The organism is Streptomyces sp. APSN-46.1 (genome assembly GCF_022815725.1).
GTDB lineage: Bacteria > Actinomycetota > Actinomycetes > Streptomycetales > Streptomycetaceae > Streptomyces.
The window spans coordinates 239,177-264,378 of the sequence record NZ_JALGRF010000002.1; the positions used below are offsets into that span (position 1 = coordinate 239,177).

Annotated in this window: 20 protein-coding genes and 1 pseudogene; 12 read left to right on the top strand and 9 right to left on the bottom strand. The window is 70.9% G+C overall.

The genetic code is table 11. The features are described 5' to 3' along the window. The first annotated feature begins 36 nt into the window (after positions 1–36). Genes MTF65_RS07725 through MTF65_RS07735 form a run of 3 tightly spaced genes read left to right on the top strand, consistent with a single transcriptional unit; the run spans position 37 to position 3,297 of the window. Positions 37–477, top strand: coding sequence for a hypothetical protein (locus tag MTF65_RS07725; RefSeq protein ID WP_243627553.1), 441 nt, complete (start codon positions 37–39; stop codon positions 475–477). Positions 478–515: 38 nt separating this feature from the next. After that, the gene (locus MTF65_RS07730; RefSeq protein WP_243627554.1) at positions 516–2,648 is read left to right on the top strand and encodes a DUF6571 family protein; all 2,133 of its coding nucleotides are present in this window, start codon (positions 516–518) and stop codon (positions 2,646–2,648) included. Continuing rightward, positions 2,629–3,297: a hypothetical protein gene (locus MTF65_RS07735; RefSeq protein WP_243627555.1), complete on the top strand. Its 669-nt coding sequence runs from the start codon at positions 2,629–2,631 to the stop codon at positions 3,295–3,297. The genes MTF65_RS07730 and MTF65_RS07735 overlap by 20 nt, the downstream gene beginning before the upstream one ends. A gap of 42 nt (positions 3,298–3,339) precedes the next feature. Here the strand turns inward: MTF65_RS07735 and MTF65_RS07740 are convergent, their stop codons facing one another. Then, complete coding sequence (locus MTF65_RS07740; protein ID WP_243627556.1) at positions 3,340–3,660, bottom strand: helix-turn-helix domain-containing protein; 321 nt, start codon at positions 3,658–3,660, stop codon at positions 3,340–3,342. After that, positions 3,660–4,079, bottom strand: a complete 420-nt coding sequence (locus MTF65_RS07745; protein WP_243627557.1) for an ATP-binding protein — start codon at positions 4,077–4,079, stop codon at positions 3,660–3,662. The genes MTF65_RS07740 and MTF65_RS07745 overlap by 1 nt, the downstream gene beginning before the upstream one ends. A gap of 166 nt (positions 4,080–4,245) precedes the next feature. Here MTF65_RS07745 and MTF65_RS07750 point away from each other — a divergent pair, with 166 nt between their 5' ends. From MTF65_RS07750 to MTF65_RS07775, 6 genes are all read left to right on the top strand, one after another. Then, positions 4,246–5,007 (top strand): GntR family transcriptional regulator, encoded by a 762-nt coding sequence (locus MTF65_RS07750; RefSeq protein WP_243627558.1) that lies wholly within the window; start codon positions 4,246–4,248, stop codon positions 5,005–5,007. 62 nt (positions 5,008–5,069) lie between these two features. Beyond that, positions 5,070–5,279, top strand: coding sequence for a type II toxin-antitoxin system VapB family antitoxin (locus MTF65_RS07755; RefSeq protein WP_243627559.1), 210 nt, complete (start codon positions 5,070–5,072; stop codon positions 5,277–5,279). Continuing rightward, the gene (locus MTF65_RS07760) at positions 5,276–5,698 is read left to right on the top strand and encodes a PIN domain nuclease (protein WP_243627560.1); all 423 of its coding nucleotides are present in this window, start codon (positions 5,276–5,278) and stop codon (positions 5,696–5,698) included. The genes MTF65_RS07755 and MTF65_RS07760 overlap by 4 nt, the downstream gene beginning before the upstream one ends. A 151-nt stretch (positions 5,699–5,849) precedes the next feature. Next, positions 5,850–9,776: an ABC transporter ATP-binding protein gene (locus MTF65_RS07765; RefSeq protein WP_243627561.1), complete on the top strand. Its 3,927-nt coding sequence runs from the start codon at positions 5,850–5,852 to the stop codon at positions 9,774–9,776. 197 nt (positions 9,777–9,973) lie between these two features. Beyond that, entirely contained in the window at positions 9,974–10,327 is a 354-nt protein-coding gene (locus tag MTF65_RS07770; protein ID WP_308407124.1) for a hypothetical protein, read from the top strand. Between the two features lie 161 nt (positions 10,328–10,488). Beyond that, positions 10,489–11,925: a S28 family serine protease gene (locus tag MTF65_RS07775; RefSeq protein ID WP_243627563.1), complete on the top strand. Its 1,437-nt coding sequence runs from the start codon at positions 10,489–10,491 to the stop codon at positions 11,923–11,925. Positions 11,926–11,983: 58 nt separating this feature from the next. Here MTF65_RS07775 and MTF65_RS07780 read toward each other — a convergent pair whose 3' ends face one another. After that, a complete protein-coding gene (locus MTF65_RS07780) occupies positions 11,984–13,777 on the bottom strand; it encodes a glycoside hydrolase family 3 protein (protein ID WP_243627564.1) in 1,794 nt (597 codons plus the stop codon). Between the two features lie 10 nt (positions 13,778–13,787). After that, on the bottom strand, positions 13,788–14,819 hold the full coding sequence (locus MTF65_RS07785; RefSeq protein WP_243627565.1) for a LysR family transcriptional regulator: 1,032 nt from the start codon (positions 14,817–14,819) through the stop codon (positions 13,788–13,790). A gap of 111 nt (positions 14,820–14,930) precedes the next feature. Here MTF65_RS07785 and MTF65_RS07790 point away from each other — a divergent pair, with 111 nt between their 5' ends. Continuing rightward, positions 14,931–15,887: an EamA family transporter gene (locus tag MTF65_RS07790; RefSeq protein WP_243627566.1), complete on the top strand. Its 957-nt coding sequence runs from the start codon at positions 14,931–14,933 to the stop codon at positions 15,885–15,887. Here MTF65_RS07790 and MTF65_RS07795 read toward each other — a convergent pair. After that, positions 15,838–16,335: pseudogene (locus MTF65_RS07795) on the bottom strand (GNAT family N-acetyltransferase); the annotation flags it as partial. The gene MTF65_RS07790 and the pseudogene MTF65_RS07795 overlap by 50 nt on opposite strands. Positions 16,336–16,605: 270 nt before the next feature. On the opposite strand from MTF65_RS07795, the gene MTF65_RS07800 reads away from it, so the two are divergent. Then, entirely contained in the window at positions 16,606–18,852 is a 2,247-nt protein-coding gene (locus MTF65_RS07800) for an ATP-dependent RecD-like DNA helicase (protein WP_279398783.1), read from the top strand. Between the two features lie 182 nt (positions 18,853–19,034). Further along, complete coding sequence (locus tag MTF65_RS07805) at positions 19,035–20,324, top strand: citrate synthase (protein ID WP_243627567.1); 1,290 nt, start codon at positions 19,035–19,037, stop codon at positions 20,322–20,324. 412 nt (positions 20,325–20,736) lie between these two features. On the opposite strand, the gene MTF65_RS07810 is transcribed toward MTF65_RS07805, so the two are convergent. The 4 genes from MTF65_RS07810 to MTF65_RS07825 all read right to left on the bottom strand — a co-directional run bounded on the left by MTF65_RS07810 (position 20,737) and on the right by MTF65_RS07825 (position 25,188). After that, positions 20,737–23,097 carry a cation-translocating P-type ATPase gene (locus MTF65_RS07810; protein ID WP_243627568.1) on the bottom strand — a complete coding sequence of 787 codons (2,361 nt, stop codon included), beginning with the start codon at positions 23,095–23,097 and terminating at the stop codon, positions 20,737–20,739. A 137-nt stretch (positions 23,098–23,234) separates the two neighbouring features. Continuing rightward, positions 23,235–23,555, bottom strand: coding sequence for a heavy-metal-associated domain-containing protein (locus MTF65_RS07815; protein ID WP_243627569.1), 321 nt, complete (start codon positions 23,553–23,555; stop codon positions 23,235–23,237). A 165-nt stretch (positions 23,556–23,720) separates the two neighbouring features. Continuing rightward, entirely contained in the window at positions 23,721–23,921 is a 201-nt protein-coding gene (locus tag MTF65_RS07820; RefSeq protein ID WP_243627570.1) for an AlpA family transcriptional regulator, read from the bottom strand. A gap of 253 nt (positions 23,922–24,174) precedes the next feature. After that, positions 24,175–25,188, bottom strand: a complete 1,014-nt coding sequence (locus MTF65_RS07825) for a Gfo/Idh/MocA family protein (RefSeq protein ID WP_243627571.1) — start codon at positions 25,186–25,188, stop codon at positions 24,175–24,177. Positions 25,189–25,202: the final 14 nt, after the last annotated feature.

Below are 25,202 nucleotides of genomic sequence, written 5' to 3' on the forward strand. Positions count from 1 at the left end.
GATCAGGTCATCCGGGGCGGAGTCCGAGGGGGAGCAGTGTCGTTCGAGCAGGAGTGGGCCCAGCAGAAGCAGGCCACGGCCGCGGATCCGTCGCCGCAGATGCGACTGAACCAGCTCCCCGCCGACCAGGGCGGCGGGTCGGGAGTTCTGGCGACGGCCCCTCCGGCGAAGAAGAAGGCGGCCAACACCATCGAGACCGTCCTGCAGCCCGGCACGACGAAGGCCGCGGACGCCGCCGACGCACCGACGAACGGTGCGATCAAGGCCTTCAGCGGCTGGGAGACGGCGGTGGGCCTGACAAAGGCACATACTCACTGGGATGACCAGGTCAAGCGCCTGATGGGGCGGCTGAACTCGGAGAAGACGGCACTGCGCGGGGCGTCGAACCTGTTCACCGGAAACGACCAGCTGACGGGGAATGGCTTCCGGTCGATCCAGCCGATCCAGCCGCCGCAGTCCAAGGTTGCGGGACTCTAGGGACTCCGGGGGAAGACATGCCGAGCTATCACGAGATCATGCAGACGGACCTTTCCGCGCTCACCACGGCCGCCGACGGCTGGAAGTCCATGGCGAAGCAGTTCAAGACGCTTGAGGACGTGTACGAGCAGGAAGTCCAGAGCGTTTCCGCGGGAAACGGCTGGATGGGCAGCAGTGCGCAGACGGCGAGCACCAACTCCTCCATGACCCGCAACGAGTTCGACGCGGCGCAGACGGAGGCGCTGGCCATGGAGTCGCTGCTCCGTGACGCGTTCGCCCGGTTCACGGACCTCAAGGGCCGGGTAACGTCCGCCGTCGCGGACGCCGTCCACGCCGGCATGAAGGTCTCGGACGCCGGCATCGCGAGCTACGACTTCAGCAAGGCCGACCCGGCCTCCGCGAAGGCGATTCGCCACGATCCCGACCTCCCGGAGATCGAGCGCTCCTGGACCCGCCGGATCGCGGACACGGTCAAGGCGGTCACGGAATTCGACGAGGACGTCAAAACGGCCCTGCTGAACGCGTCGGGGGCGGACGGCACCTCGATGTTCGGCTTCAACTCCAAGGCCGTCAACGACGTGGAGGCCGTGGAGGCGCTCGCGCTCACGTCGAAGATCCGTTCCGGCGACGCCTCGCCGGAGGAGCTGAAGCATTACAACGACCTCCTCAAGCAGAACTCCGGGGACAAGCACTTCAGCGAGGCGTACCTGCACTCGCTGGGCGCGAAGGACACCCTGCTGCTGGCCGACCAGATGAACCTGGCGTCCAACGACCGCGGTGCGTCGGCGGCCGACAAGAAGCTCTACGAGTCGATCAATTCCGGCCTCGCGGGGACGATCGCCTCCGGCACCAAGGACCCGGACAGCTACGCCTACAAGCCCTTCGTCAACGGGCTCAAGGAGCAGGGCCCCGAGCTGGTCGCCAAGGGCCTGCGGCCGACGTACGGCTACCAGGCGCTGGTCACCCTCATGTCGAACGGCGACGGCTACGGGAAGCAGTTCCTCAACGACATCGGCGACGGCATGATCGAGGCCGAGAAGTCGAAGCCGCACATGTACTCCCACGCCTACGACTCCCAGCGCCCGAACCTGGTCTCCGACCCGCTGGACGGCCTGCTCGGCATCATGGCCAAGGACCCGGACTCGGCGACGTACTTCCTCGACCCCGAAGCGCCCGGCAACAAGAACGAGCACCTGAAATACCTGCTCGACGACCGCGACATGCCGGACCCCTGGATCTCGACCGGCGTCGGTCCCCCGATGGAGATGCACGGCGACAAGACGGCCGGCCTGGGCGCGGCCATCCAAGCGGCGGCGACCGGCCACACGGACGGCGAGAAGCTCGGCCCGCCCGGACCGCACACCGAGGGCCAGGCGCGGGTGATGCACAACGCGATCCGGCTGCTCGACGGCGAGATGAAGGGCGACGAGTTCAAGGAGGACCTGGAGGGCCTGCGCGAGCCGATGGCGAGGGCGCTAGTGGACTACGTGGCCGACACCCACGAGATCCTCGGGGGTAAGAACACCGATCTGGGCGGTCACGCGGGTAGCGACTCCATCTATGGTTCGGGTGACAAGGCCCAGATCGCGGTCGGACAGGGCAGTCTGATCCGTGTGATGCGCGGCATCGCGGACGACGGCCCGTCCTACGGCCTGATGGTCCAGGCGGAGCGGGCCTATTCGGCGGAACAGCTCGCGACTGCCGTGCCGTTCAAGGCCGGATCTCCGCACGAGGCCAGTATCGACTGGGACAACCGTGCGCACGACATCGGCGCGGCGTCCGGGGCCCTCAACGGCATCGGGGCCGACGTCTACAAGGACAAGGAAGAAGACAAGGTCAAGTGGGCCGAGGGTACGGCCGAGTACACGGCCGCGAGCGTGAACGGGCTCATCGGCGAGATCCCGGTGGTGGGCACGATTGGTGGCTCGCTGATGGACGCGGCCAAGTACGACTGGGTCGAGGGTGTCAAGGACGCAGCCGAGGAACTGAGCAAGAAGGAGTCCAGCGACAACTACTCGGCGGGCATGGACGGGACCAACAAGCTGTTCGACGCATGGAGGGACCAGCGGCAGATGGACGGTAAGGACCCGGAGGCCAAACACGCTCAGAACGAAGCGGGCGAGGCCTACACGAGCGGGCGGGAGGCTGCCCGTGCGCACCTCCGGCCCTGACATGCGGAAGGCTTTTGCAGGGTCGGCGCTCGCGCTCCTCTGCGTAGTGACCCTGGCATCGTGCACCTCGGACGATTCCGCGTCGAAGTCCGCGGACCCCTGCGGGATCAGCCCGTCCTCGGAGGAGGAATCGCTGGTGCGCGAGGTCCTTGGGAAAGAGGACTTCGCGACGAAGGCCTACGGCAGCACGAGCGTCTTGGTGGACAAGATGGAGCGCGCGCTGCCGAAGATGCCCAAGAGGGACATGTTCTACACGAACGCATGTGGATACAGCGTGGGTGGAGAACAGGGTGACTCCGGTGTGACCTTCCTGGCCGGGTGGTTTCTTCGGACCTCCGAACTGCCCTCTTTCCCCAACGACGTGTCCTACGAATTGAACGGTGCGCGCGGTGTAGCGCGAAGCGGCAGCTCGACGCTGCTCGTCCCGTGCGACCTGCCTGGTGAGCTCGGGGCGCAGTCGCAGAAGGTGTGGCTCACAGCGGACACCACGTACAGGTTCAGCCCGTCCCGGCCGGACGTGAACCAGGCGACCAGAGACCAGCGTATGACCCTCACCTACCTCATGGCCCGTCGTATCACCGAGGCCCTCGGCTGCGAGAACAAGCCGCTGGAGCAGGCCCCCGTGGTGAAGCCCCTGCCCAGCCCGTGAGGCGAGCCGGCCGGCCCGACCCGCCAATGGCCTGTGGCGTGGTCAGGCCGCCTCGTGCTCCTGCGCGGTAAAGACGACGACGGACGTCTCGCCGACGAGCTTGAGGTTCAGCTCGGACTCCATGGCCCGCGCCAGCCGCGCCAGCAGCGGCACCGTCGGCACGGTCCCCCCGAGCTCCAGCTTGGACACCTGCGGCTGCGTCATCCCGGCCCGCCGCGCGAGCTCGGTCTGCGAAATCCCGAGCTCGGTCCGCCGGTCGTACACGGCCTGCCCGAGCTGGAACGCGAACCGGATCTCCTCCCGGCACCTGGCGGTCTCCGGGCTCTTGTCACGGGTGGGCTTCCACCGTGCGTGGCTGTCCATTACGACGCTCCGTCCTGTGACACCTCGGCCCATACGGCCTTCCCGATGCCGTGGCGGCGGGGACAGCAGCCCCACCGCTCGGCCAGGGCCGCCACGATCGCGAGCCCGCGCCCCCGCTCGTCCCAGTCCGCCACGACCTGGGGCGTGAGCTTGACGGCGGGGCCGGCGTCCGCCACCTCCACCCGCAGCACCCCGTCGTACCGCGCGAGCCGGACCCCGATATCCCGCCCCTGCGGGGCGCGGGCGTGCCGTACGGCGTTGGTGACCAGCTCGGAGAGCAGCAGCTCGGCGGTGTCGGCCTGGTCTTCGTTCACCTCCCAGGAGGTCAGCTGCTCGCGCACGAGGGTGCGGGCCCGTCCGGGGGCTCGGCGGCTGCGCGGAATGAGCCAGTAGATCTCGTCGCTCTGGGGCATCACCATGAAGAGGTACCTCTCTAGAGATAGTCCCCCAAGTGAAGCGCCCGGCTCGGTGTGCGGTCAAGAGGTTCTCTAGAGATAGCGCCTGCTGTCGCCTACTGGACGTGCGTGCTACCGCTTCGGCGCGATGGGGTGCCTAGGATGACTAGAGATGATCAGGGAGGACCGCATGCCGAGGAACGGCGCCGCACGGCAGCCCAAGTACCAGCGCATCGCTGCCGCACTGAAGGCCGCCATCGAGGCAGGCGAGTACGGCCCCGGCGACCGGTTGCCCGGCGAGAACGACCTCATGGCCACCTATGGCGTCGCCCGGATGACCGCACGGCAGGCACTCGGTGTGCTCCAGGCCGAGGGATTGACCGAAGCGCGCAAGGGCGCCGGGGTCTTCGTCCGGGAGTTCCGGCTCATCCGGCGTCGTGGCGTTCAGCGGCTCGCGGCTGAGGTGTGGGGCGAGGGACGTTCCATCTGGGCTGCGGACACCGAGGACCGGGACCCCGAGGTCGAGTTCATCGGCGTCAGCGAGGAAACGCTCCCCGATGCCGTCGGTGCCGTGCTCGGACTGGCGGCCGGCGCAACCGCCTGCGTTCGCCGCCGGAGGTTCCTGCTGGACGGGAAGCCCGTCATGGTCGCCACCTCGTACCTCGATGCCGTCCTCGTGGCCGGGACGCCCATCACCGAGCCCGACACCGGCCCCGGCGGTATCTACGCCCGCCTCGCCGAGCTCGGCGTCGGGCCCGCCCGGTTCCGGGAGGAGATCCGCTCGCGGATGCCGAGCCCCGATGAGGCCGCGCGGCTCGGGCTGGCCGCCGGGACGCCGGTCGTGCTGGTCGTCCGTACCGCCTTCGCCGCCGACGGCCGCGTGGTGGAGGTCAACGAGATGGTGCTCGACGCCTCCGCCTACGTCCTGGAGTACGAGTTCGACGTGCCGTAGCACCGCATGCCTCCACACACGGCGATATGCTTCATATGTAGCCGACCTATGAGGTATATGTGATGTCGAACCTCTATGTGGAAGTCGATGACGAGGCGCTTGCGGACGCGGCTTCGATACTGGGCACCAAGTCGAAAAAGGACACCGTCAACGCCGCGCTTCAGGAAGTCGCGCGGCGCCACAAGCGGCTGAAGGCCCTGGAGCGGCTCGTCGAGATGGGCGAGCGCGGCGACTTCGACATTCTCCAGGACAAGGCCAACTACCGCCGATGAGCCCCATCACGCACCTCATCGACACCTCTGCCCTGACGCGCGTCCTGACGAATGCAGAGGTCCGGAAGGCCTGGAGCGACCATCTGACCGAAGGCGTGCTCGGCATCTGCGACATCACGGAGCTGGAGTTCCTCTTCTCGGCCCGCTCGCTTGCCGACCGCCTGGAAAAGGAGGCGCTGGTGGGAGAGCTCTTGAAGTGGGCCCCCACACCGGACGGCGTCTACACCAGGGCCCGCGCCGTGCAGCGGCTGCTCACGGACCGGGGCGAGCATCGCAGCGCGGGCCCGGTCGATCTTCTCCTCGCGGCGACGGCCGAGCTCTCGGGGCTGACTCTGCTCCACTACGACGCCGACTTCGAGACCATCGCCCGCGTGACAGGTCAGCTCACGAAGTGGGTGGCGCCGCCGGGCGCCGCGTAGCGGGGGCGAGTCCCGTCGGCGCCGTCATCCGGACGGCCTCGGCGGGCTCGCACCCGGCTCCGTAACCCCGTTCGATTGTGGCGGCGGGATGAAATCCGCCGGTCGGGGCGTTGGCGCTTCCGGCAGGACAGGACCAACGGGGAGGCCACACGTGACGGCGGCAGAGACGGCGGCGGGGGAGAAACAGGGCTGGGGCAGGAGGCTGGCGGCCTACACCTGGCGGTACAAGCTCAACGTGCTGCTCGCGCTCGGGTCCTCGCTGGCCGGGATGGCCGTCATGGCGCTCGTTCCGCTGGTCACCAAGGTGATCATCGACGACGTCATCGGGGATCAGAGCAAGCCCATGGGGCCCTGGGCGGCAATGCTCATAGGCGCCGCCCTGCTCGTGTACGTGCTCACCTACATACGCCGGTACTACGGCGGGCGCCTCGCCCTGGACGTCCAGCACGACCTGCGCACCGACATGTACGACACCATCGCCCGCCTCGACGGGCGGCGGCAGGACGAGCTGTCCACCGGTCAGGTCGTCGGGCGGGCCACCAGCGACCTCCAGCTGATCCAGGGCCTGCTGTTCATGCTCCCGATGACCATCGGGAACTTCCTGCTCTTCGGCATATCCCTCGGCATCATGCTGTCGCTGTCGCCGCTGCTGACGCTCGTCGCGCTGCTCATGGCCCCCGCCCTCTGGTTTATCGCCAAGCGCAGCCGCAAGAAGCTCTTCCCCGCCACCTGGTGGGCCCAGGGCCAGGCCGCCGCCGTCGCCACCGTCGTCGACGGTGCCGTGACCGGCGTCCGCGTCGTCAAGGGCTTCGGGCAGGAGGAGCAGGAGACCGGCAAGCTCCGCCAGGCCGGGCGCCGGCTGTTCGCCGGGCGGATGCGGACCATCCGCCTGAACTCGCGCTACACCCCCGCCCTCCAGGCCGTGCCCGCCCTCGGGCAGGTCGCCATGCTGGCCCTCGGCGGCTGGATGGCCACCAGGGGCCAGGTGACCCTCGGTACCTTCGTCGCCTTCTCCACCTACCTCGCCCAGCTCGTCGGCCCCGTCCGCATGCTCGCCATGGTGCTCACCGTCGGCCAGCAGGCCCGCGCCGGCGTCGAGCGCGTCTTCGAGCTCATCGACACCGAACCCGTCATCCAGGAGGGCGCGCACGAGCTGCCCGCCGACGCGCCCGCCACCGTGGAGTTCGAGGACGTCCGCTTCGGTTACGACGCCGGGCGGCCCGTCCTCGACGGGTTCTCCCTGTCGATCCGGGAGGGGGAGACCGTCGCCCTCGTCGGCTCCTCCGGCTCCGGCAAGTCCACCGTCTCGCTCCTCCTGCCGCGCTTCTACGACGCCGACCGCGGCACCGTCCGCGTCGGCGGCCGCGACGTGCGCGAACTGACCTACGACTCGCTGCGCGGCGCGATAGGACTGGTCCCCGAGGATTCGTTCCTCTTCTCCGACACCCTCCGCGCCAACATCGCCTACGGGCACCCCGGCGCCACCGACGAGCAGATCGAGGCCGCCGCCCGCGCCGCCCAGGCGGAGGGCTTCATCCAGGCCCTGCCCGCCGGGTACGACACCAAGGTCGGCGAGCAGGGGCTCACCCTCTCCGGCGGCCAGCGCCAGCGCATCGCCCTCGCCCGGGCCATCCTCACCGACCCCCGGCTGCTGCTCCTCGACGACGCCACCTCCGCCGTGGACGCCCGCGTCGAGCACGAGATCCACCAGGCACTGCGCGCCGTCATGGCCGGCCGCACCACCCTGCTGATCGCCCACCGCCGCTCCACGCTCGCGCTGGCCGACCGGATCGCCGTACTCGACCGCGGGCGGCTCTCCGACATCGGCACGCACGAGGAGCTGGAGCGCCGCTCGCCCCTGTACCGCAGGCTGCTGACCGATCCCGAAGCGCTCGGTGCCGGCTCGCCGCGGACCCCCGAGGCCCCGGCGATGGCGGAGTTCGAGCGCGACCTGGAGCGGGACATCGAGCTTGAGGCCGAGATCGACTCCGAGCCGGTGAACGCGAAGCGCCGCGTCGCCGACGGGGTGACCCCCGAGCTCTGGCGCCGCCAGGAGGAGCGCGACGGCGCCGGCGCCCCCACCGCCGCCGGGACGACCGGAGCGGCCGCGACGGGAGCCCCCGGAGCAGCCGCGACCGGAGCCCCAGGAGCCGGAGCCCCAGGAGCCCCCGTAGCCGGAGCCCCCGTAGCCCCCGGAGCAGGGCATTCCATGGCCGGCGCCGTCGCCGGAATGCCGGCGACGCCCGAGCTGCTCGCGCAGGTGGCCGCGCTGCCGCCCGCCGAGGACGCCCCGGACGTGGACGAGACCCGCGCCGCGGCCGCCGAGGAGAGCTACGGCCTGCGCCGCCTGCTCCGCGGCTTCTGGGCGCCGCTCGCCATCAGCCTCGGCCTCGTCGCCGTGGACGCGGGCGCCGGGCTGCTCCTGCCCATCCTGATCCGGCACGGCATCGACCAGGGCGTCGAGCAGGCCGCCCTCGGCGCCGTCTGGGTGGCCGCCGGGCTCGCCCTCGCCGTCGTCGTGGGGCAGTGGGCCGCGCAGTTCGCCGAAACCCGGATGACCGGCCGTACCGGCGAGCGCGTGCTGTACGCGCTCCGCGTCAAGATCTTCGCCCAGCTCCAGCGCCTCGGCCTCGACTACTACGAGCGCGAGCTGACCGGCAAGATCATGACCCGGATGACCACCGACGTGGACGCCCTCTCCACCTTCCTCCAGACCGGGCTCGTCACCGCCGTGGTCTCCGTCTTCACCTTCTTCGGGATCCTGATCGCCCTGCTCGTCCTCGACGTCGAGCTCGCGCTGATCGTCTTCGCCACCCTCCCCGTGCTGGTCATCGGCACGATCGTGTTCCGCCGCAAGTCGGTCGCCGCGTACGAGCTCGCCCGCGACCGGGTCAGCCATGTCAACGCCGACCTCCAGGAGTCCGTCTCCGGGCTGCGCATCGTCCAGGCCTTCCGCCGGCAGGGCTCCGGTGCCGCCCGGTTCGCCGAGCGCAGCGACTCGTACCGCGAGGCCCGGGTGCGCGGGCAGTGGCTGATATCCGTCTACTTCCCGTTCGTCCAGCTGCTGTCCTCGGGCGCCGCTGCCGTCGTGCTGATCGTCGGCGCCGGGCGGGTGGAGGCCGGCACCCTCACCACCGGCGCGCTGGTGGCGTACCTGCTCTACATCGACCTGTTCTTCGCCCCCGTCCAACAGCTCTCCCAGGTCTTCGACGGCTACCAGCAGGCCACCGTCTCCCTCGGCCGCATCCAGGACCTGCTGCGCGAGCCCACCACCACCCCCCGGCCGGCCGAGCCGCGCGAGGTGGGGGAGCTGAGCGGCGAGATCGCCTTCGAGAACGTCCGCTTCGCCTACGGCACCGCCGAGGAGCGGGGCGAGAAGGGCGAGGCACTGGCCGGAATCAGCCTGCGGATACCCGCCGGCCAGACCGTCGCCTTCGTCGGCGAGACCGGCGCGGGCAAGTCCACGCTGGTCAAGCTCGTGGCCCGGTTCTACGACCCGACCTCCGGCCGGGTCACCGCCGATGGCGCCGATCTGCGGGAGCTGGACCTGACGGCGTACCGCCACCGGCTCGGAGTCGTCCCGCAGGAGCCGTACCTCTTCCCGGGGACGGTCCGCGACGCCATCGCCTACGGGCGGCACGAGGCGAGCGACGCCGAGGTGGAGGCGGCGGCCCGCGCGGTCGGCGCCCACGACATGATCGCGACCCTGGACGGCGGCTACCTGCACTCCGTCGCCGAGCGCGGCCGCAACCTCTCGGCCGGCCAGCGGCAGCTGATCGCGCTGGCCCGCGCCGAACTCGTGGACCCGGACGTGCTGCTGCTCGACGAGGCCACCGCCGCGCTCGACCTGGCCACCGAGGCCCAGGTCAACCAGGCCACCGACCGGCTCGCGGGCAAGCGCACCACCCTGGTCGTGGCACACCGGCTGACCACCGCCGCCCGCGCCGACCGGGTCGTGGTGATGGACCGCGGCCTGGTCGTGGAGGACGGCTCGCACGCCGAACTCCTGGCCCGCGGCGGCCGGTACGCCGAATTGTGGCGAACCTTCATCGGGGAGGACGAGCGGGCCGCCGCCTGAGCCCCGGGCCCGCGCCTTCCCCCGGGCGCGGGCCGCGCGGGCCCTCGGTATCAACCAGCCGACGTTTGCCGCGTGCAACCATCCGGGGGGTCCACGCGTCGTACGGGCGTACGTACGCCCGTATCGCGTGCGACTGATCGGGGGGCAGGGTGCTGTACGGAGGCAAGAGGATCGGCCGACGGGCCGTAGTTCTGGGCGTGTTCGGGTCGGCTCTGTGGTTCTGCGTCGGCGGGCTGGTGATGGCGTCTCCCGCGCAGGCCGCGAGCGGGGCCTGCCCGGGGCGGCTGGTGAGCTCGCTGCCGTTCTCCACAGGTGAGGTGCGCGTCTACAAGAGCCGCACGCAGGCCTGCGCCATGACCGTCGCCAACCGGCCCGGCCAGCGCCGCCACATGTCGGTGAGCATCCAGCCCCGGGGCGGAGTGCCCGTCCGCGATTCCGGGCAATTCACCCGGTATGCCGGACCTGTCGCCGTCGGTGCCATCAACCGCTGCGTGTACGTCAAGGGGAGCGTGGGCGCCGGATCGGTCGATTCCGGCTGGATCCTGTGCTGAGTGCGGCCCGTCCTTCCGGCCGATCCCGATCCCGATCCAGTCTGCCCCGTCTGTCCCGTCTGGCCTGAAAGGCAGGTCCCGGCGGCCCAACTGGGTCTGGCCATTTATGTGTTGATCCCGCTAGGTTCACGCGCACCGCAGTGAACTGAAGGGGAGGGTCAATGCGCAAGTCGCTCGGATGGCTGCTGTCGCTCGTGGTGCTCATCGGCACCATGGGTGCGGCCGGATTCACGGCTCAGGCGGCCACCGCCGCCGGGCCTGAGGCCGGCGCGGACATCAAGGATCAGATTCTCGCCGTTCCGGGGATGAGTCTGGTCGAGGAGAAGCCGTACCCGGGGTACCGCTTCTTCGTCCTGAACTACGTACAGCCCGTGGACCACAAGAACCCCTGGAAGGGCACCTTCAAGCAGCGCCTGACGCTGCTGCACAAGGACACGTCCCGCCCCACGGTGTTCTTCACGTCCGGCTACAACGTCAACACCAACCCGCGCCGCAGTGAGCCGACGACCATCGTCGACGGCAACCAGGTGTCGATGGAGTATCGATTCTTCACGCCCTCCCGGCCCGATCCGGCCAACTGGGCGAACCTGGACATCTGGCAGGCCGCCAGTGACCAGCACCGCATCTTCACCGCCCTGAAGAAGATCTACACCAAGAACTGGCTCGCCACGGGCGGCAGCAAGGGCGGCATGACGGCCACCTACTTCGAGCGCTTCTACCCGCGTGACATGGACGGTGTCGTCGCGTACGTCGCGCCCAACGACGTCGTCAACAACGAGGACTCGGCCTACGACCGGTTCTTCACCAAGGTCGGCACCAAGGAGTGCCGCGACAAGCTGAACGCCGTGCAGCGCGAGGCGCTCGTGCGCCGCGACGCGCTGGAGGTCAAGTACGCGGCCGCCGCCGCCGAGAACGGCTGGACCTTCACCACGGTCGGCAACCTCGACAAGGCCTACGAGGCCGTCGTCCTCGACTACGTGTGGGCCTTCTGGCAGTACAGCCTGCTCGCCGACTGCGCCGCCGTCCCGACGGCCGCCACCGCGAGCGACCAGGAGATCTGGGACTCGATCGACGCGATCTCCGGCTTCTCCGCCTACGCCGACCAGGGCCTTGAGACGTACACGCCGTACTACTACCAGGCGGGCACGCAGCTCGGCTCGCCCGACATCAAGATGCCGCACCTGGGCAATCTGAGCCGCTACGGCTACCAGCCGCCGCGCAACTTCGTGCCCCGCGACATCCCGATGACCTTCCAGCCGAAGGTCATGGCGAGCGTGGACAACTGGGTCCGCGACAACGCCAACCAGATGCTGTTCGTGTACGGGCAGAACGACCCGTGGGGTGCCGAACCGTTCCACCTCGGCTACGGGACGCGCGACAGCTACGTGATGACCGCCCCCGGCGCCAACCACGGGGCCAACGTCGCCAAGCTGCTGGACGGCGAGCGCGAGCTGGCCACCGCCAAGATCCTCCAGTGGGCGGGAGTGGCCCCGGCCGCCGCGCTCACCGGCGAGGCCAAGGCGGCGGCGCCGCTGGCCACGCCGGACGCCCAGCTCGACCAGCGCGACCTGGAGCGCGAGCCGCAGCTGCGGCCGTAGCACGTAGGTCAGGCGCAGGCCAGGGCCCACGGGTTGTCGTACGCGGGGTACCGCCCCGTCAGTCGTACGCCAGCCCGTGGCCCAGCGGGTAGCGGCCCGGCACCGGGACCGGGAGGTGGCCGGCCGGCCGGGCCGCCCCCGTGAGGACCCGGGCCGCCGCCCGCATCTCCACATCCGTCCACGAGTACGTCGCCAGCTCCGCCGCGCACCGCGGCAGCCGGGCGCAGTCGTACGGGTTGCGGATCGCCACCGCGACCACCGGCACCCCGGTGGCCAGCAGCTCCGCGACCAGAGTGCGCTGCGGACTGTCCCCCTCCGGGACGTTGTACGTGCACACCAGCACCGCCGCGTTGCCGGGAGCCGCCGCCACCGCCCGCGCGGGCGGTACGGCCGTCGCCCGGCAGCCCAGGGCGGTCAGCTCCCGCGCCAGTACCGCCGTAGGGGGTCCCGTCGTACCGCTGGGGGACGCCGGGTCGGTCCCGGTGACCAGCAGCTTGGGCGCGGCCTTCGGATCCAGCGGCAGCAGCCGCGCCGGATTGGCCAGCAGGGTCGTCGTACCGGCCGCGATCTCGTCGGCGGCCGCCAGATGGGCGGCCGTGCCCGCCGTCGCGTCCACCCGCTCCGCCGTCGTGTACGGGTCGAGGAACAGGCCCCGGCGGGCCTTGAGTTCCAGGATGCGCAGCACCGACTCGTCGATCCGGGCCTCCGACAGCTCGCCCGCCTCGACGGCGGCCAGCACGGCGCGCTGCGCCAGCGCCAGGTCCGGCGCGTTCAGCAGCTGGTCGCAGCCGGCCTTCAGGGCCAGCACCGGGACCCGGTCGTCCCCGTACTTCTGGCGTACCCCGGCCATGTCGAGCGCGTCGGTGACCACCACCCCCCGGAAGCCGAGGCGTTCGCGCAGGATCCCGGTCACGATCGGCCGCGAGAGGGTCGCCGGGTCCCCCGACGGGTCGAGCGCGGGGAAGACGATGTGCGCCGTCATCACCGCGTCCACGCCCGCCTCGACGGCCGCGCGGAACGGCGGTTCGTCCAGCTCCTCCCACCGCTCGCGGCTGTGCCGCATCACCGGCAGCCCCACATGGCTGTCGGTCTCGGTGTCCCCGTGGCCGGGGAAGTGTTTGGCGGTGGCGGCCACCCCGGCGCCCTGGTAGCCGCCGACCTGGGCGGCGACCAGCCCCGCCACCGCGCGCGGGTCGGAGCCGAAGGACCGTACGCCGATCACCGGATTGGCCGGGTTCACGTTCACGTCGGCCACCGGCGCGTAGTCCTGCCGGATGCCCATCGCGGCCAGCTCGCCGCCCGCGATGCGCGCGGCCCGGCGGGCGTCGTCGGTGGAACCCCGCGCACCCAGCGCCATCGCGCCCGGAAGCAGGGTCGCCGGCTTCCCGATCCGGGCGATGATTCCGTGCTCCTGGTCGGTGGAGAGCAGCAGCGGGATGCCGGAGCCGGTGTCGGCGGCCGCCCGCTGGAGCCCGTTCGACAGCTCGGCGATCTGGTGCGGGGTGCGGGTGTTGTGGGCCCAGCCGAAGTAGATGACCCCGCCGAGGCGGTAGCGGGAGACCACCTCGGCGGCCGTGCGGACCCCGAACTGGGCCAGGTTCTTCTCGGCGTCCTCCGGATCGGGATCGGTCGCCGAATGCCCGTACGCCCGGGATACGAAGAGCTGCCCGACCTTCTCCTCCAGGCTCATCCGGCCCAGCAGCCGGGCCGGGGTCCGGTCGCGCGCGCGGTCCCCGGGGCGCCCGTCGTCGGGCGCCGCCCGGGAGCCCAGGGCGACGGCGGCCCCGCCGGCGGTGACGGCGGCGATGGCGGCGGCGGTGATCAGGGTCCGGCGGGAGGCGTGAGAGGGCACGCGCCGGACCCTACTGCGGCGCCGGGCCCGCGGGGCGGGGGACACTCGCCGGATCGCCCGGAAGTGGGGCCTCATGGGCTAGGCGGTCTCGGCGAGGTGCCGTGCCGGGCGGCGGGGAGGCGTGCCCCACCTCCCCGAGACCGCTTACGGACGGCCAGTGCTCCCGAAGCGTCCGGACGGCCTCCGTGATCGCCGGCCGCCGCGCGGCCCCGGCCCGCCACAGGGCGTACAACCTGCGTACGGGGGCCGGTTCGAGCGGTACGGCCACCGCCCCGGGCGGCAGCGGCCCGGTGCCGAGCCGCGGTACGACGGCCACCCCGAGCCCGGCCGCGACCAGCGCCACGATGGTGTGGTTCTCCTCGGCGACATGCGCGATGTCGGGCTCGAACCCGGCGGTGCGCAGGGTGCGCATCAGCCAGTCGTGGCAGACGCGGCCGGGCGGCTGGCACACCCATCGCTGGCCGCCGAGGTCCGCCCGGCGGATCACCCGGCGGGTGGTGAACGGGTGGCTCCCGGGTACGACGAGCTCGCAGCGGTCGTCCCCGATCACCGCCTGCTCGACGCCCTCGGGGGCCGGCAGCGGGGCGATGTCCCAGTCGTGCGCCACCGCCAGATCGGTGACGCCCCGGGCCACCAGGTCCACCGAGAGGTGGGGGTCCACCTCCGTGAGGCGTACGTCCAGCGCGGGATGCCGACGGGCCAGGTCCGCCAGCACCCCCGGCAGCAGCCCGCGCGCGGCCGAGGCGAAGGCGGCCACCCTCAGCAGCCCGCTCGGCTGTCCGCGCCGCTCCTCCAGGGTGGTTTCGGCCCGCTCTACGATCGCCAGCAACTCCTGTGCCGTGTCGGCCAGATGGCGGGCCTCCTCGGTGAGCGCGACCCCGCGCCCGCGCCGCTCCAGCAGCGTGGTCCGGGTCTCCCGCTCCAGCTTGGCGATCTGCTGGGAGACGGCCGAGGGGGTGTAGCCGAGGGCGGCCGCCGCGCCCGCGACCGAACCGTGGACGGAGACGGCGTGCAGGGCGCGCAGCCGGGAGAGGTCGAGCATGCGGCCCATCGTAGGCAGCTCCGCCGCACCCGGCACCCGTAAGTGATGCTTCATCCATTCCGGAAGAGATCTGTGCTGGTGCTACATGGTCCGGGCGCCGATGCTCGGAGCATGCGTCCCGTACACACCGCACTCGCCGTACTTATCGCCGCTGTCTGGGGGTTCAACTTCGTCGTCATCGAGATCGGCCTCGGCCACTTCCCGCCGCTGCTGCTGTCCGCCCTGCGCTTCCTCGTCGCCGCCGTGCCCGCCGTGTTCTTCGTCGGGCGGCCCACGGTGGCCTGGAAGTGGATCCTCGGGGTCGGAGCGGCCCTCGGCATCGCCAAGTTCGGCCTGCTCTTCACCGGGATGGACGCGGGGATGCCGGCCGGGCTGTCCTCGCTCGTGCTCCAGATCCAGGCCGTCTTCACCGCAGTCCTCGCCTCCGTCGTGCTGCGCGAACGGCCCGGTCGGGTGCGGCTGCTCGGCATGGGCGTGGCGCTCGCCGGGATCGCCGTCGCCGCCTGGGACGGCGGGACCTCCGGGCCGGTGCTCGGCTTCACGCTGGTCGTCGCGGCCGCCGCCTGCTGGGGCGTGTCCAACGTACTGACCCGCAAGGCGTCGCCGCCCGACGCGATGAACTTCATGGTGTGGGTCTGCACGGTCCCGGTGCTGCCGCTGCTCGCGCTCTCGCTGCTGCTGGAGGGGCCCGAGCGGGACCTGGCCGCGCTGCGCGGCCTGGACTGGTCCGGAGCGGCCGTCATCGGGTACGTGGCGTGGGTGTCCACCGTGTTCGGCTTCGGCGCCTGGAGCTACCTGATGCGCCGCTACCCGGCCTCCTCGGTCGCGCCGTTCTCGCTACTGGTGCCGGTGTTCGGGATGTCCTCGGCCGCGCTGGTCCTGGGGGAGGGGATCTCGGGGCCGCGCTGGGTGGCGGCGGTGCTGCTGGTCGGCGGGGTGGCGCTCACCTCGCTGGCCCCGGCCCGGGCGGTTGTCCGTACCCCCGCTGTCCGTACCCCCGCTGTCCGTACCGCCGGGGTCAGCGCGGGGAGTTCTCCCGCAGCGGCAGCCGCCAGTCCTGCCCCGTGAGGGTGACGCCGTACGAGCGGTGCGGGCGCTCGGCGACCAGGGTGAAGCCGGCGCGCTCGTACAGGGAACGGGCCTCGCGCAGTACGTCGTTGGTCCAGAGCACCAGTTCGCGGTAGCCGGCCGAACGGGCGAACGCGACGACGGTGTCGACCAGCAGGGTGCCGATGCCGTGGCCGCGGCCGGCCGGCTCCACCAGGAGCAGCCGCAGCCGGGCGGTCCCGGGCGCGCCGTCCTCCCGTACGCACATCACCGAGCCGACCGGCACTCCGTCCAGCTCGGTGATCCAGACGCGCTCCAGGTGGGGGTCGTGGTCCTCGGCGAAGTCCGCGACGATCCGGGCCACCAGGCCCTCGAACTCCTGGTTCCAGCCGTACTCGGCGGCGTAGAGCGCGCCGTGCCGCTGGACGATCCAGCCGAGTTCGCCGGCCTGCGGATCCCGCAGCCGGACCGGTGTGGCGGAGGTGTCACCAGGGTGCTCCATGGAGCCAAATATAAATCTTCGGCTCCGCGTGCAACCGTCCGGGCGGATCGAGGGTCATATGGTGCGTCGGTACTTCCGGGAGGGGATCTGGGGGGATCGGGAAGTCCGACGGGGAGGGGTAACCGTGAGGGGGTCCGGCCGCGAGGCCGGACCCCCTTCTCGGTTCTCCGGCCTCCCCGTTCCCCGAGTTGTCCACAGGCCGGGCGGGCTGTCGGCGCCTGGCGGTAGTTTCGTGTCATGACAACCGACGGGGTGGTGCGGCAGGCGGTGGTCGAGGGGGTGCTGGAGCGCATCACCTACGCCAACGAGGAGAGCGGGTACACGGTCGCGCGGGTCGACACCGGCCGCGGCGCCGGAGACCTGCTCACCGTCGTCGGCTCCCTCCTCGGGGCCCAGCCGGGCGAATCGCTGCGCATGGAGGGCCGCTGGGGCTCCCATCCGCAGTACGGCCGCCAGTTCACGGTCGAGAACTACTCCACCCTCCTCCCCGCGACCATCCAGGGCATCCGCCGCTACCTGGGCTCCGGGCTGATCAAGGGCATCGGCCCGAAGATCGCCGACCGGATCGTGGAGCACTTCGGCCTCGACACCCTGGACGTCATCGAGGGCGAGCCGAAGCGGCTGATCGAGGTCCCCGGCCTCGGCCCCAAGCGGACCAAGCTGATCGGCGCCGCCTGGGAGGAACAGAAGGCCATCAAGGAGGTCATGGTCTTCCTCCAGGGCGTCGGAGTCTCCACCTCCATCGCGGTCCGGATCTACAAGAAGTACGGCGACGCCTCCATCTCGGTCGTGAAGAACCAGCCCTACCGGCTCGCCGCCGACGTGTGGGGCATCGGCTTCCTCACCGCCGACCGCATCGCCCAGGCCGTCGGCATCCCGCACGACAGCCCGGAGCGGGTCAAGGCCGGGCTCCAGTACGCCCTGTCCCAATCCACCGACCAAGGGCACTGCTTCCTGCCCGAGGAGCGGCTGATCGCCGACGGGGTGAAGCTGCTCCAGGTGGACACCGGGCTGGTCATCGACTGCCTGGCCGAGCTCGCCGCCGACCCGGAGGGTGTCGTACGGGAACGCGTGCCGGATCCGCAGGGCGGGCCGGACCCGCTGACCGCCGTGTACCTGGTGCCCTTCCACCGGGCCGAGCTGTCGCTGGTCGGGCAGGTACGACGGCTCCTGAACGCCGAGGAGGACCGGATGCCGGGCTTCCAGGACGTGGACTGGGCCAAGGCCCTGGACTGGCTGGCGGGGCGTACGGGGGCCAAGCTGGCTGCCGAGCAGCGGGAGGCGGTGCGGCTGGCGCTCACCCGCCGGGTCGCCGTCCTCACCGGCGGCCCGGGGTGCGGAAAGTCCTTCACTGTCCGCTCGATCGTGGAGCTGGCCCGGGCCAAGAAGGCCAAGGTGGTGCTCGCCGCGCCCACCGGCCGGGCCGCGAAACGGCTCTCGGAGCTCACCGGGGCCGACGCCTCCACCGTGCACCGGCTGCTGGAGCTCAAGCCCGGCGGGGACGCGGCGTACAACCGGGAACGGCCGCTGGACGCGGACCTGGTCGTGGTCGACGAGGCCTCGATGCTGGATCTGCTGCTCGCGAACAAGCTGGTCAAGGCCGTGGCACCGGGTGCCCATCTGCTGCTGGTGGGGGATGTGGACCAGTTGCCGTCGGTCGGCGCGGGGGAGGTGCTGCGGGACCTGCTGGCCGAGGGCGGCCCGGTGCCGGCGGTGCGGCTGACCCGGATCTTCCGGCAGGCCCAGCAGTCGGGCGTGGTCACCAACGCCCACCGGATCAACACCGGATTGCCGCCGATCACCGACGGGCTCCCGGACTTCTTCCTCTTCCCCGAGGAGGACACCGAGGAGGCCGGCCGGCTCACCGTGGACGTGGCCGCCCGGCGGATTCCGGCCAGATTCGGCCTCGACCCGCGCCGCGACATCCAGGTGCTGGCGCCCATGCACCGGGGCCCGGCCGGCGCGGGCAACCTCAACGGACTGCTCCAGCAGGCGGTCACCCCCGCCCGGCCGGACCTGCCCGAGAAGCGGTTCGGCGGCCGGGTCTTCCGGGTGGGCGACAAGGTCACCCAGATCCGGAACAACTACGAGAAGGGGGCCAACGGCGTGTTCAACGGCACGGTCGGCGTGGTCACCGGCCTCGACCTGGACGAACAGCGCCTGACCATCCGGACGGAGGAGGACGAGGAGGTCGCGTACGAGTTCTCCGAACTCGATGAACTGGCCCACGCGTACGCCGTCACCATCCACCGCTCCCAGGGGAGTGAATATCCAGCGGTGGTGATCCCGGTCACCACCGGGGCTTGGATGATGCTCCAGCGCAATCTGCTCTATACGGCCGTGACCAGAGCGAAGAAATTGGTCGTCCTCGTCGGGTCCCGCAAAGCCCTGGCTCAGGCGGTGCGTACCGTTTCCGCAGGCAGGAGGTACACCGCGGTCGCTCCGAGGCTGTCCGGTCGCGTACCGGTGGGAAACATCACCTAGATGATCGATCATTTGGGGTTACAGCACTGGTACCGAGGGGGCAGGATGAGCAGGTTGAAGGCACTCAGTGCCGTCAAAAGAACCAAAGGCCGACCCCGAGTGCACTCACCTGCGCCAAATGGGGGAAGGTAGAGGCAGTCAGGGCACCTCGAAGAAGAGGCACTACGTCGGTGAGGGATGACGTGAGCGACAACTCTGTAGTACTCCGGTACGCGGACGGTGAATACACCTACCCGGTGGTCGAGAGCACCGTCGGTGACCAGGGCTTCGACATCTCGAAGCTGCGGGCCCAGACCGGGCTCGTCACTCTGGACAGTGGCTACGGAAACACGGCCGCCTACAAGTCCGCGATTACCTACCTCGACGGTGAGCAGGGAATCCTGCGTTACCGCGGTTACCCGATCGAGCAGCTGGCCGAGCGTTCGACCTTCATCGAGGTCGCGTACCTGCTGATCAACGGTGAGCTGCCGACCGTCGACCAGCTCGCGTCGTTCCGCAACGAAATCACCCAGCACACGCTGCTGCACGAGGACGTCAAGCGCTTCTACGACGGCTTCCCGCGTGACGCGCACCCGATGGCGATGCTGTCGTCCGTCGTCAGCGCGCTGTCCACCTTCTACCAGGACAGCCACAACCCGTTCGACGAGAAGCAGCGGAACCTCTCGACGATCCGGCTGCTGGCCAAGCTTCCGACGATCGCGGCCTACGCGTACAAGAAGTCGGTCGGCCACCCGGTGGTCTACCCGCGCAACGACCTCGGCTACGTCGAGAACTTCCTGCGCATGACGTTCTCCGTGCCGGCCCAGGAGTACGACCTGGACCCGGTCGTGGTCGCGGCGCTCGACAAGCTGCTGATCCTGCACGCGGACCACGAGCAGAACTGCTCGACCTCCACCGTGCGTCTGGTCGGCTCCTCGCAGGCGAACATGTTCGCCTCGATCTCGGCCGGCATCTCGGCCCTGTGGGGCCCGCTGCACGGTGGCGCCAACCAGTCGGTGCTGGAGATGCTGGAAGGCATCAAGGCCGACGGCGGCGACGTCGACGCCTTCATCCGCAAGGTGAAGAACAAGGAAGACGGCGTCCGCCTCATGGGCTTCGGGCACCGCGTCTACAAGAGCTTCGACCCCCGGGCGAAGATCATCAAGGCGGCGGCGCACGATGTCCTCTCGTCGCTCGGCAAGGACGACGAGCTGCTCGACATCGCGCTCAAGCTGGAAGAGCACGCGCTGGCCGACGAGTACTTCGTCGAGCGCAACCTCTACCCGAACGTGGACTTCTACACCGGCCTGATCTACCGGGCCATGGGCTTCCCGACCGAGATGTTCACCGTGCTCTTCGCGCTCGGCCGCCTTCCCGGCTGGATCGCCCAGTGGCACGAGATGATCAAGGAGCCGGGCTCCCGCATCGGCCGCCCGCGCCAGATCTACACCGGCGAGGTCCTGCGTGACTTCGTCCCGGTCGAGGCCCGCTGAGACCGCTCAGGCCCTGAGGCCCGTAAAGGGCTGAAGGCCCGCCAAGGCAGCGAAAAGCGCCCCGCCGTCGATCCCCCCACGGGTCGACGGATCGGGGCGCTTTCCTTTCCCCGGAACGGATTCCCCCCACGGGACCCGAGCCGGGGCGTCGGAGAGGAGCGCGCACAAGGCGCGCTCCCATGGGTTTTTGCCGGGACCCGCACGAGTCGGGAGGGCCGCTCAAAGCTCTCCGGTGAGCACGCGTCCCGGCCGGCTGATGCCCTGGACGTCCCCCAAGACCCCCATGAACGTCCCCCAAGACGTTCTTGGCATCGCCCCATTAGACCCACCCGATCCCCGGATGGTTACGCTCTCATCACTGTGATTTGCGTCTCTTGTGAAGAAACGGTGTCCGAGTGAAGGAGGTGGGTCACTATCGGAAGGATCGCAACCGGAGGCTGTTGCTCACCACGAAAACGGAGGAGAACGCCATCGCGGCCCCTGCAATCATCGGGTTGAGCAGTCCGGCGGCCGCGAGCGGAAGCGCCGCCACGTTGTAGCCGAAGGCCCAAAACAGGTTGCCCTTGATGGTGGCGAGGGTTCGGCGGGAGAGCCGGATCGCGTCCGCCGCGACCCGCAGATCGCCCCGTACGAGGGTCAGGTCGCCCGCCTCGATCGCGGCGTCGGTTCCGGTGCCCATGGCCAGGCCCAGATCGGCCTGGGCGAGGGCGGCGGCGTCATTCACCCCGTCGCCCACCATCGCGACCGTACGGCCCTGCGCCTGGAGGCGTCGTACGACATCCACCTTGTCCTGCGGGAGCACCTCGGCGATCACCTCGTCGATGCCCACCTCGCGGGCCACCGTCTCGGCCACGGCCTTGTTGTCGCCGGTCAGCAGGACCGGGGTGAGGCCCAGCGCCCGCAGCCGGGACACCGCCTCCGCGCTGGTCTCCTTGACCGCGTCGGCCACGGTCAGGACGCCGCGGGCCGCCCCGTCCCAGGCCACCAGGACCGCGGTGGCGCCCGCCGCCTCGGCGGCCGCCTTGGCCTCGGCGAGCCCGGCCGGCAGGGTGATCGACCAGTCGGCCAGCAGCTTCTCCCGGCCGACCAGGACGGCGTGCCCGTCCACCACGCCCTGGACGCCGAGGCCGGGCACGTTGTCGAAGGACGAAGGGGCGTCGAAGGGAGACGGGGCCTTGGAGGGAGACGGGGCCTCGAAGCTCTCGAAGCCCGCGTGGGGCAGGGCCCCCGCCCTCGCGGCCGCGCCGGCGGCGATGGCCCGGGCGATCGGGTGCTCCGAGGCGTGCTCCAGGGCGCCCGCGAGACGGAGCAGCTGCTTCTCGTCGACGCCTTCGGCGGGGTGGACGCCGACCAGGGTCATCCGTCCGGTGGTCACGGTTCCGGTCTTGTCCAGGACGACGGTGTCCACGCGGCGCGTGGACTCCAGCACCTCGGGGCCCTTGATCAGGATGCCGAGCTGCGCTCCCCGGCCGGTGCCGACCATCAGCGCGGTCGGGGTGGCCAGCCCGAGGGCGCAGGGGCAGGCGATGATCAGGACGGCCACGGCGGCGGTGAAGGCGGCGGTCGGGTCGCCGGTGATCAGCAGCCAGGTCACCCAGGTGCCGAGCGCGAGCAGCAGCACGACCGGCACGAAGACGCCGGAGATCCGGTCGGCGAGGCGCTGCACCTCGGCCTTGCCGCTCTGTGCGTCCTCGACCAGCTTGGCCATCCGGGCGAGCTGGGTGTCCGCGCCGACCCGGGTGGCCTCGACGACGAGCCGGCCGGAGGCGTTGACGGTGGCGCCGGTGACGGAGTCGCCGACCGCGACCTCGACCGGGACGGACTCGCCGGTCAGCATGGAGGCGTCCACGGCGGAGCTGCCCTCGACGACCGTGCCGTCGGTGGCGATCTTCTCGCCCGGGCGGACGACGAACCGGTCCCCGACCGCGAGCCGCGCCACCGGGATCCGTACCTCCGTGCCCGCGCGCAGGACGACGACGTCCTTGGCGCCCAGCTCCAGCATGGCCCTGAGCGCGGCGCCAGCCTTCCGCTTGGAGCGGGCCTCCAGGTAGCGGCCGAGCAGGATGAAGCCGACGACGCCGGCCGCGACCTCCAGGTAGATGGCGGAGGAACCGTCGGTGCGCGCGATGGTGAGGGCGAAGCCGTGCCGCATGCCGGGCATTCCGGCGTGGCCGAAGAACAGGGCCCACAGGGACCAGGCGAAGGCGGCGAGCGTGCCGACCGAGACCAGGGTGTCCATGGTCGCGGCGCCGTGCCGGGCGTTGGTCCAGGCGGCCTTGTGGAAGGGGAGGGCGCCCCAGACGACCACGGGGGCGGCGAGGGTGAGCGAGAGCCACTGCCAGTTGTCGAACTGGAGGGCCGGGATCATGGAGAGCAGCACGACGGGGAGGGCGAGCACCGCGGAAACCAGCAGCCGTTGGCGCAGCGCGGCCAGCTCGGGATCGCGTACCTCCGGCGCGGCCGCTGTCGCCGCGGCTCCCGCCTCCGCCGTGGGTTCCGCTGCGGGTTCCGGTGCCGGTGGCGGGGGTTCCTCGGCGGTGTACCCGGTCTTCACGACGGTCGCGATCAGGTCGGCGACGCCTACGTCACCGGCGTACGAGACCCGGGCCTTCTCGGTGGCGTAGTTCACCGTGGCGGTGACCCCGTCCATCCGGTTCAGCTTCTTCTCGATGCGGGCGGCGCAGGAGGCGCAGGTCATCCCGCCGATGGTCAGCTCGACCTCGGCCGTGTCGGCCTGCGCTATGGGTCCGTCGTGCACTGTGCTGCTGCTCATGTCCGGCTCCAGGGGGAGGGCCGGGCCGTACGGGACCAGTATGAGCTGGCCGGTACGGCCCGGCGCGGTGCTGCGTGTGGTGCGTCTGCTGTGCGCTGCGCGTGCGGCGGTGCGGCGGTGCGGAGAAGGCTCCCCGGCTACGGTCGGGAGGTGCCGCCGAGGCCCGCGAACTCGTACCCGGCCTCGTCCACGGCGGCGCGTACGTCGTCCTCGGCGAGCGGGGCGGCGGAGACCACCGTGACCTCGCCGGTCGCGGCGACGGCCTTGACCGAGCTGACGCCGGGCAGGGCGCTGAGCTCGGCGGTCACGGCGCCTTCGCAGTGGCCGCAGGTCATGCCCGTCACCCGGTAGACCGTGGTGACGGAGCCGATCTGGACGTCGGCCGCGGTGTCGCCACAAGAGCCGGTGGTGGAGCAGCAGGAACCGGCCGACTGCTGGGTTTCCGTCTCGGCGGTCATGTCGTTCTCCTCTTCGGGGGCGTGCGTGTCCGGTCGCCGGAAGGTACGGCGTATCTCTCCACCGTCCTCCCGACACTTCGAGACTATACCCCTAGGGGGTATGAAGCGAGCATCCTCCCGGGTTCTTTCCGGCCCGGTCCTGGATCCGGGCCCCGGCCGGTCGGGTCAGTCCTCGCGGCGGCTCCGGTTGCCGGGGCGGCGGGCCACCCAGACCCGGATGGTGTCGGCGTACCAGTAGGGCTTGCCGCCCTCCACGTGGTCAGGTGAAGGGAGCAGCCCGTGCTTGCGGTAGGAGCGCACGGTGTCCGGCTGGACCCGGATGTGGGCGGCGATCTCCTTGTACGACCACAGCTGTCGGTCGCTCATCAACGACACCTCCTTGTCCACGCCGCGGGGCCGGCCGGGAGGCCGTCGGGGGAGCCGGCACGTGGACAGTGACGATCACTCGGGTTCTGCCCGGACAACGACACAGGGTGAAGGCTGGGGAGCGGCTGTTGATCGCCTGTGACGGAAGACCCGCGTGATGCGGATATGTGTGACACAAGGGCGACACCTGTGACAGATACGGCACTTGGGGTAACCCGGGGCGAAGCCGGGAGGAGGGGCCCGGGGGCGGCGGTCAGCCGTAGAGGGGTGGCCGGTCCGCCAGCTCCACCACGGTCCGTACGCCGGTGCGCGCGGCGGTGAGACCCGCCTCGGAGACGGCGGCCGCGGCGTAGCCGTCCCAGGCCGTGGGGCCCTCGACCCGCCCCCGGGCGGCCTGGGCCACCCAGCCCCGCAACTGGCGGTCGTAGGCGTCGGCGAAGCGCACGGTGAAGTCCTGGGCGATCTCCCCGCCCCACCGGCCGGCGGACTGGACCACCATCGCGTGGCCGTCGCCGATCCGGGCGCTGCCCGTCTCGCCGACCGCCTCGCACCGCACCTGGTAGCCGAAGCCGCAGTTGACGAAGATCTCCACGTCCACGATCGCCCCGCCCGAGGTCTCCAGCAGGACCAGCCGGGGGTCGCGCAGCCCTTCGGGGGCCGCCGAGGAGGGCGTGGGCGAGAGCACCGACACGGCGGTGATCTCCTGGCCCAGCAGCCAGCGGGCGGCGTCCACCTCGTGCACCACCGAGTCGCTGATCAGCATGTCGCTGGTGAAGAAGGAGGGCGAGGCGGCGTTGCGGTGTCGGCAGTGCAGGAAGAGCGGCCGCCCGATCCCGCCCGCGTCCAGCAGCTGCTTCAGCCGCTCGTACTCGGTGTCGTAGCGCCGCATGAAGCCCACCTGGACGAGCCTGCGGCCCAGCCGCTGCTCCGCCTCCATGATCCGCAGGGCCCCCGCCGGCTCCGGGGTCAGCGGCTTCTCGCACAGCACCGGCAGCTCCCGCTCCAGGGCGTGCAGGATCGCTTCCTCATGGGCGGGCCCGGGGGAGGCGATCAGTACGGCCCGCACCCCGGGCGCGGCTATGGCGGCCGCCGGGTCGATGTGGGCGCTCGCGCCCTCCAGGTCACGGGCGACCTCCTTGACCCGGTCCCCGTCCGGGTCGGCCACGGCCACCACCCGGGCCCTGCCGACCGTCCGGCCGATCCGGCGGACATGGTCGGCGCCCATCTTCCCGGTGCCGATGACGGCGATGCCGAGCGTGCTGCTCATGGTCAGGGTCCTTC

Coding starts and splice junctions, on each gene's coding strand:
- MTF65_RS07730 (WP_243627554.1), top strand. CDS start 516: ATGCAGACGGACCTTTCCGCGCTCACCACGGCCGCCGACGGCTGGAAG.
- MTF65_RS07740 (WP_243627556.1), bottom strand. CDS start 3,660: ATGGACAGCCACGCACGGTGGAAGCCCACCCGTGACAAGAGCCCGGAG.
- MTF65_RS07745 (WP_243627557.1), bottom strand. CDS start 4,079: ATGGTGATGCCCCAGAGCGACGAGATCTACTGGCTCATTCCGCGCAGC.
- MTF65_RS07750 (WP_243627558.1), top strand. CDS start 4,246: ATGCCGAGGAACGGCGCCGCACGGCAGCCCAAGTACCAGCGCATCGCT.
- MTF65_RS07755 (WP_243627559.1), top strand. CDS start 5,070: ATGTCGAACCTCTATGTGGAAGTCGATGACGAGGCGCTTGCGGACGCG.
- MTF65_RS07760 (WP_243627560.1), top strand. CDS start 5,276: ATGAGCCCCATCACGCACCTCATCGACACCTCTGCCCTGACGCGCGTC.
- MTF65_RS07775 (WP_243627563.1), top strand. CDS start 10,489: ATGCGCAAGTCGCTCGGATGGCTGCTGTCGCTCGTGGTGCTCATCGGC.
- MTF65_RS07785 (WP_243627565.1), bottom strand. CDS start 14,819: ATGCTCGACCTCTCCCGGCTGCGCGCCCTGCACGCCGTCTCCGTCCAC.
- MTF65_RS07790 (WP_243627566.1), top strand. CDS start 14,931: ATGCGTCCCGTACACACCGCACTCGCCGTACTTATCGCCGCTGTCTGG.
- MTF65_RS07800 (WP_279398783.1), top strand. CDS start 16,606: ATGACAACCGACGGGGTGGTGCGGCAGGCGGTGGTCGAGGGGGTGCTG.
- MTF65_RS07810 (WP_243627568.1), bottom strand. CDS start 23,097: ATGAGCAGCAGCACAGTGCACGACGGACCCATAGCGCAGGCCGACACG.
- MTF65_RS07815 (WP_243627569.1), bottom strand. CDS start 23,555: ATGACCGCCGAGACGGAAACCCAGCAGTCGGCCGGTTCCTGCTGCTCC.
- MTF65_RS07820 (WP_243627570.1), bottom strand. CDS start 23,921: ATGAGCGACCGACAGCTGTGGTCGTACAAGGAGATCGCCGCCCACATC.
- MTF65_RS07825 (WP_243627571.1), bottom strand. CDS start 25,188: ATGAGCAGCACGCTCGGCATCGCCGTCATCGGCACCGGGAAGATGGGC.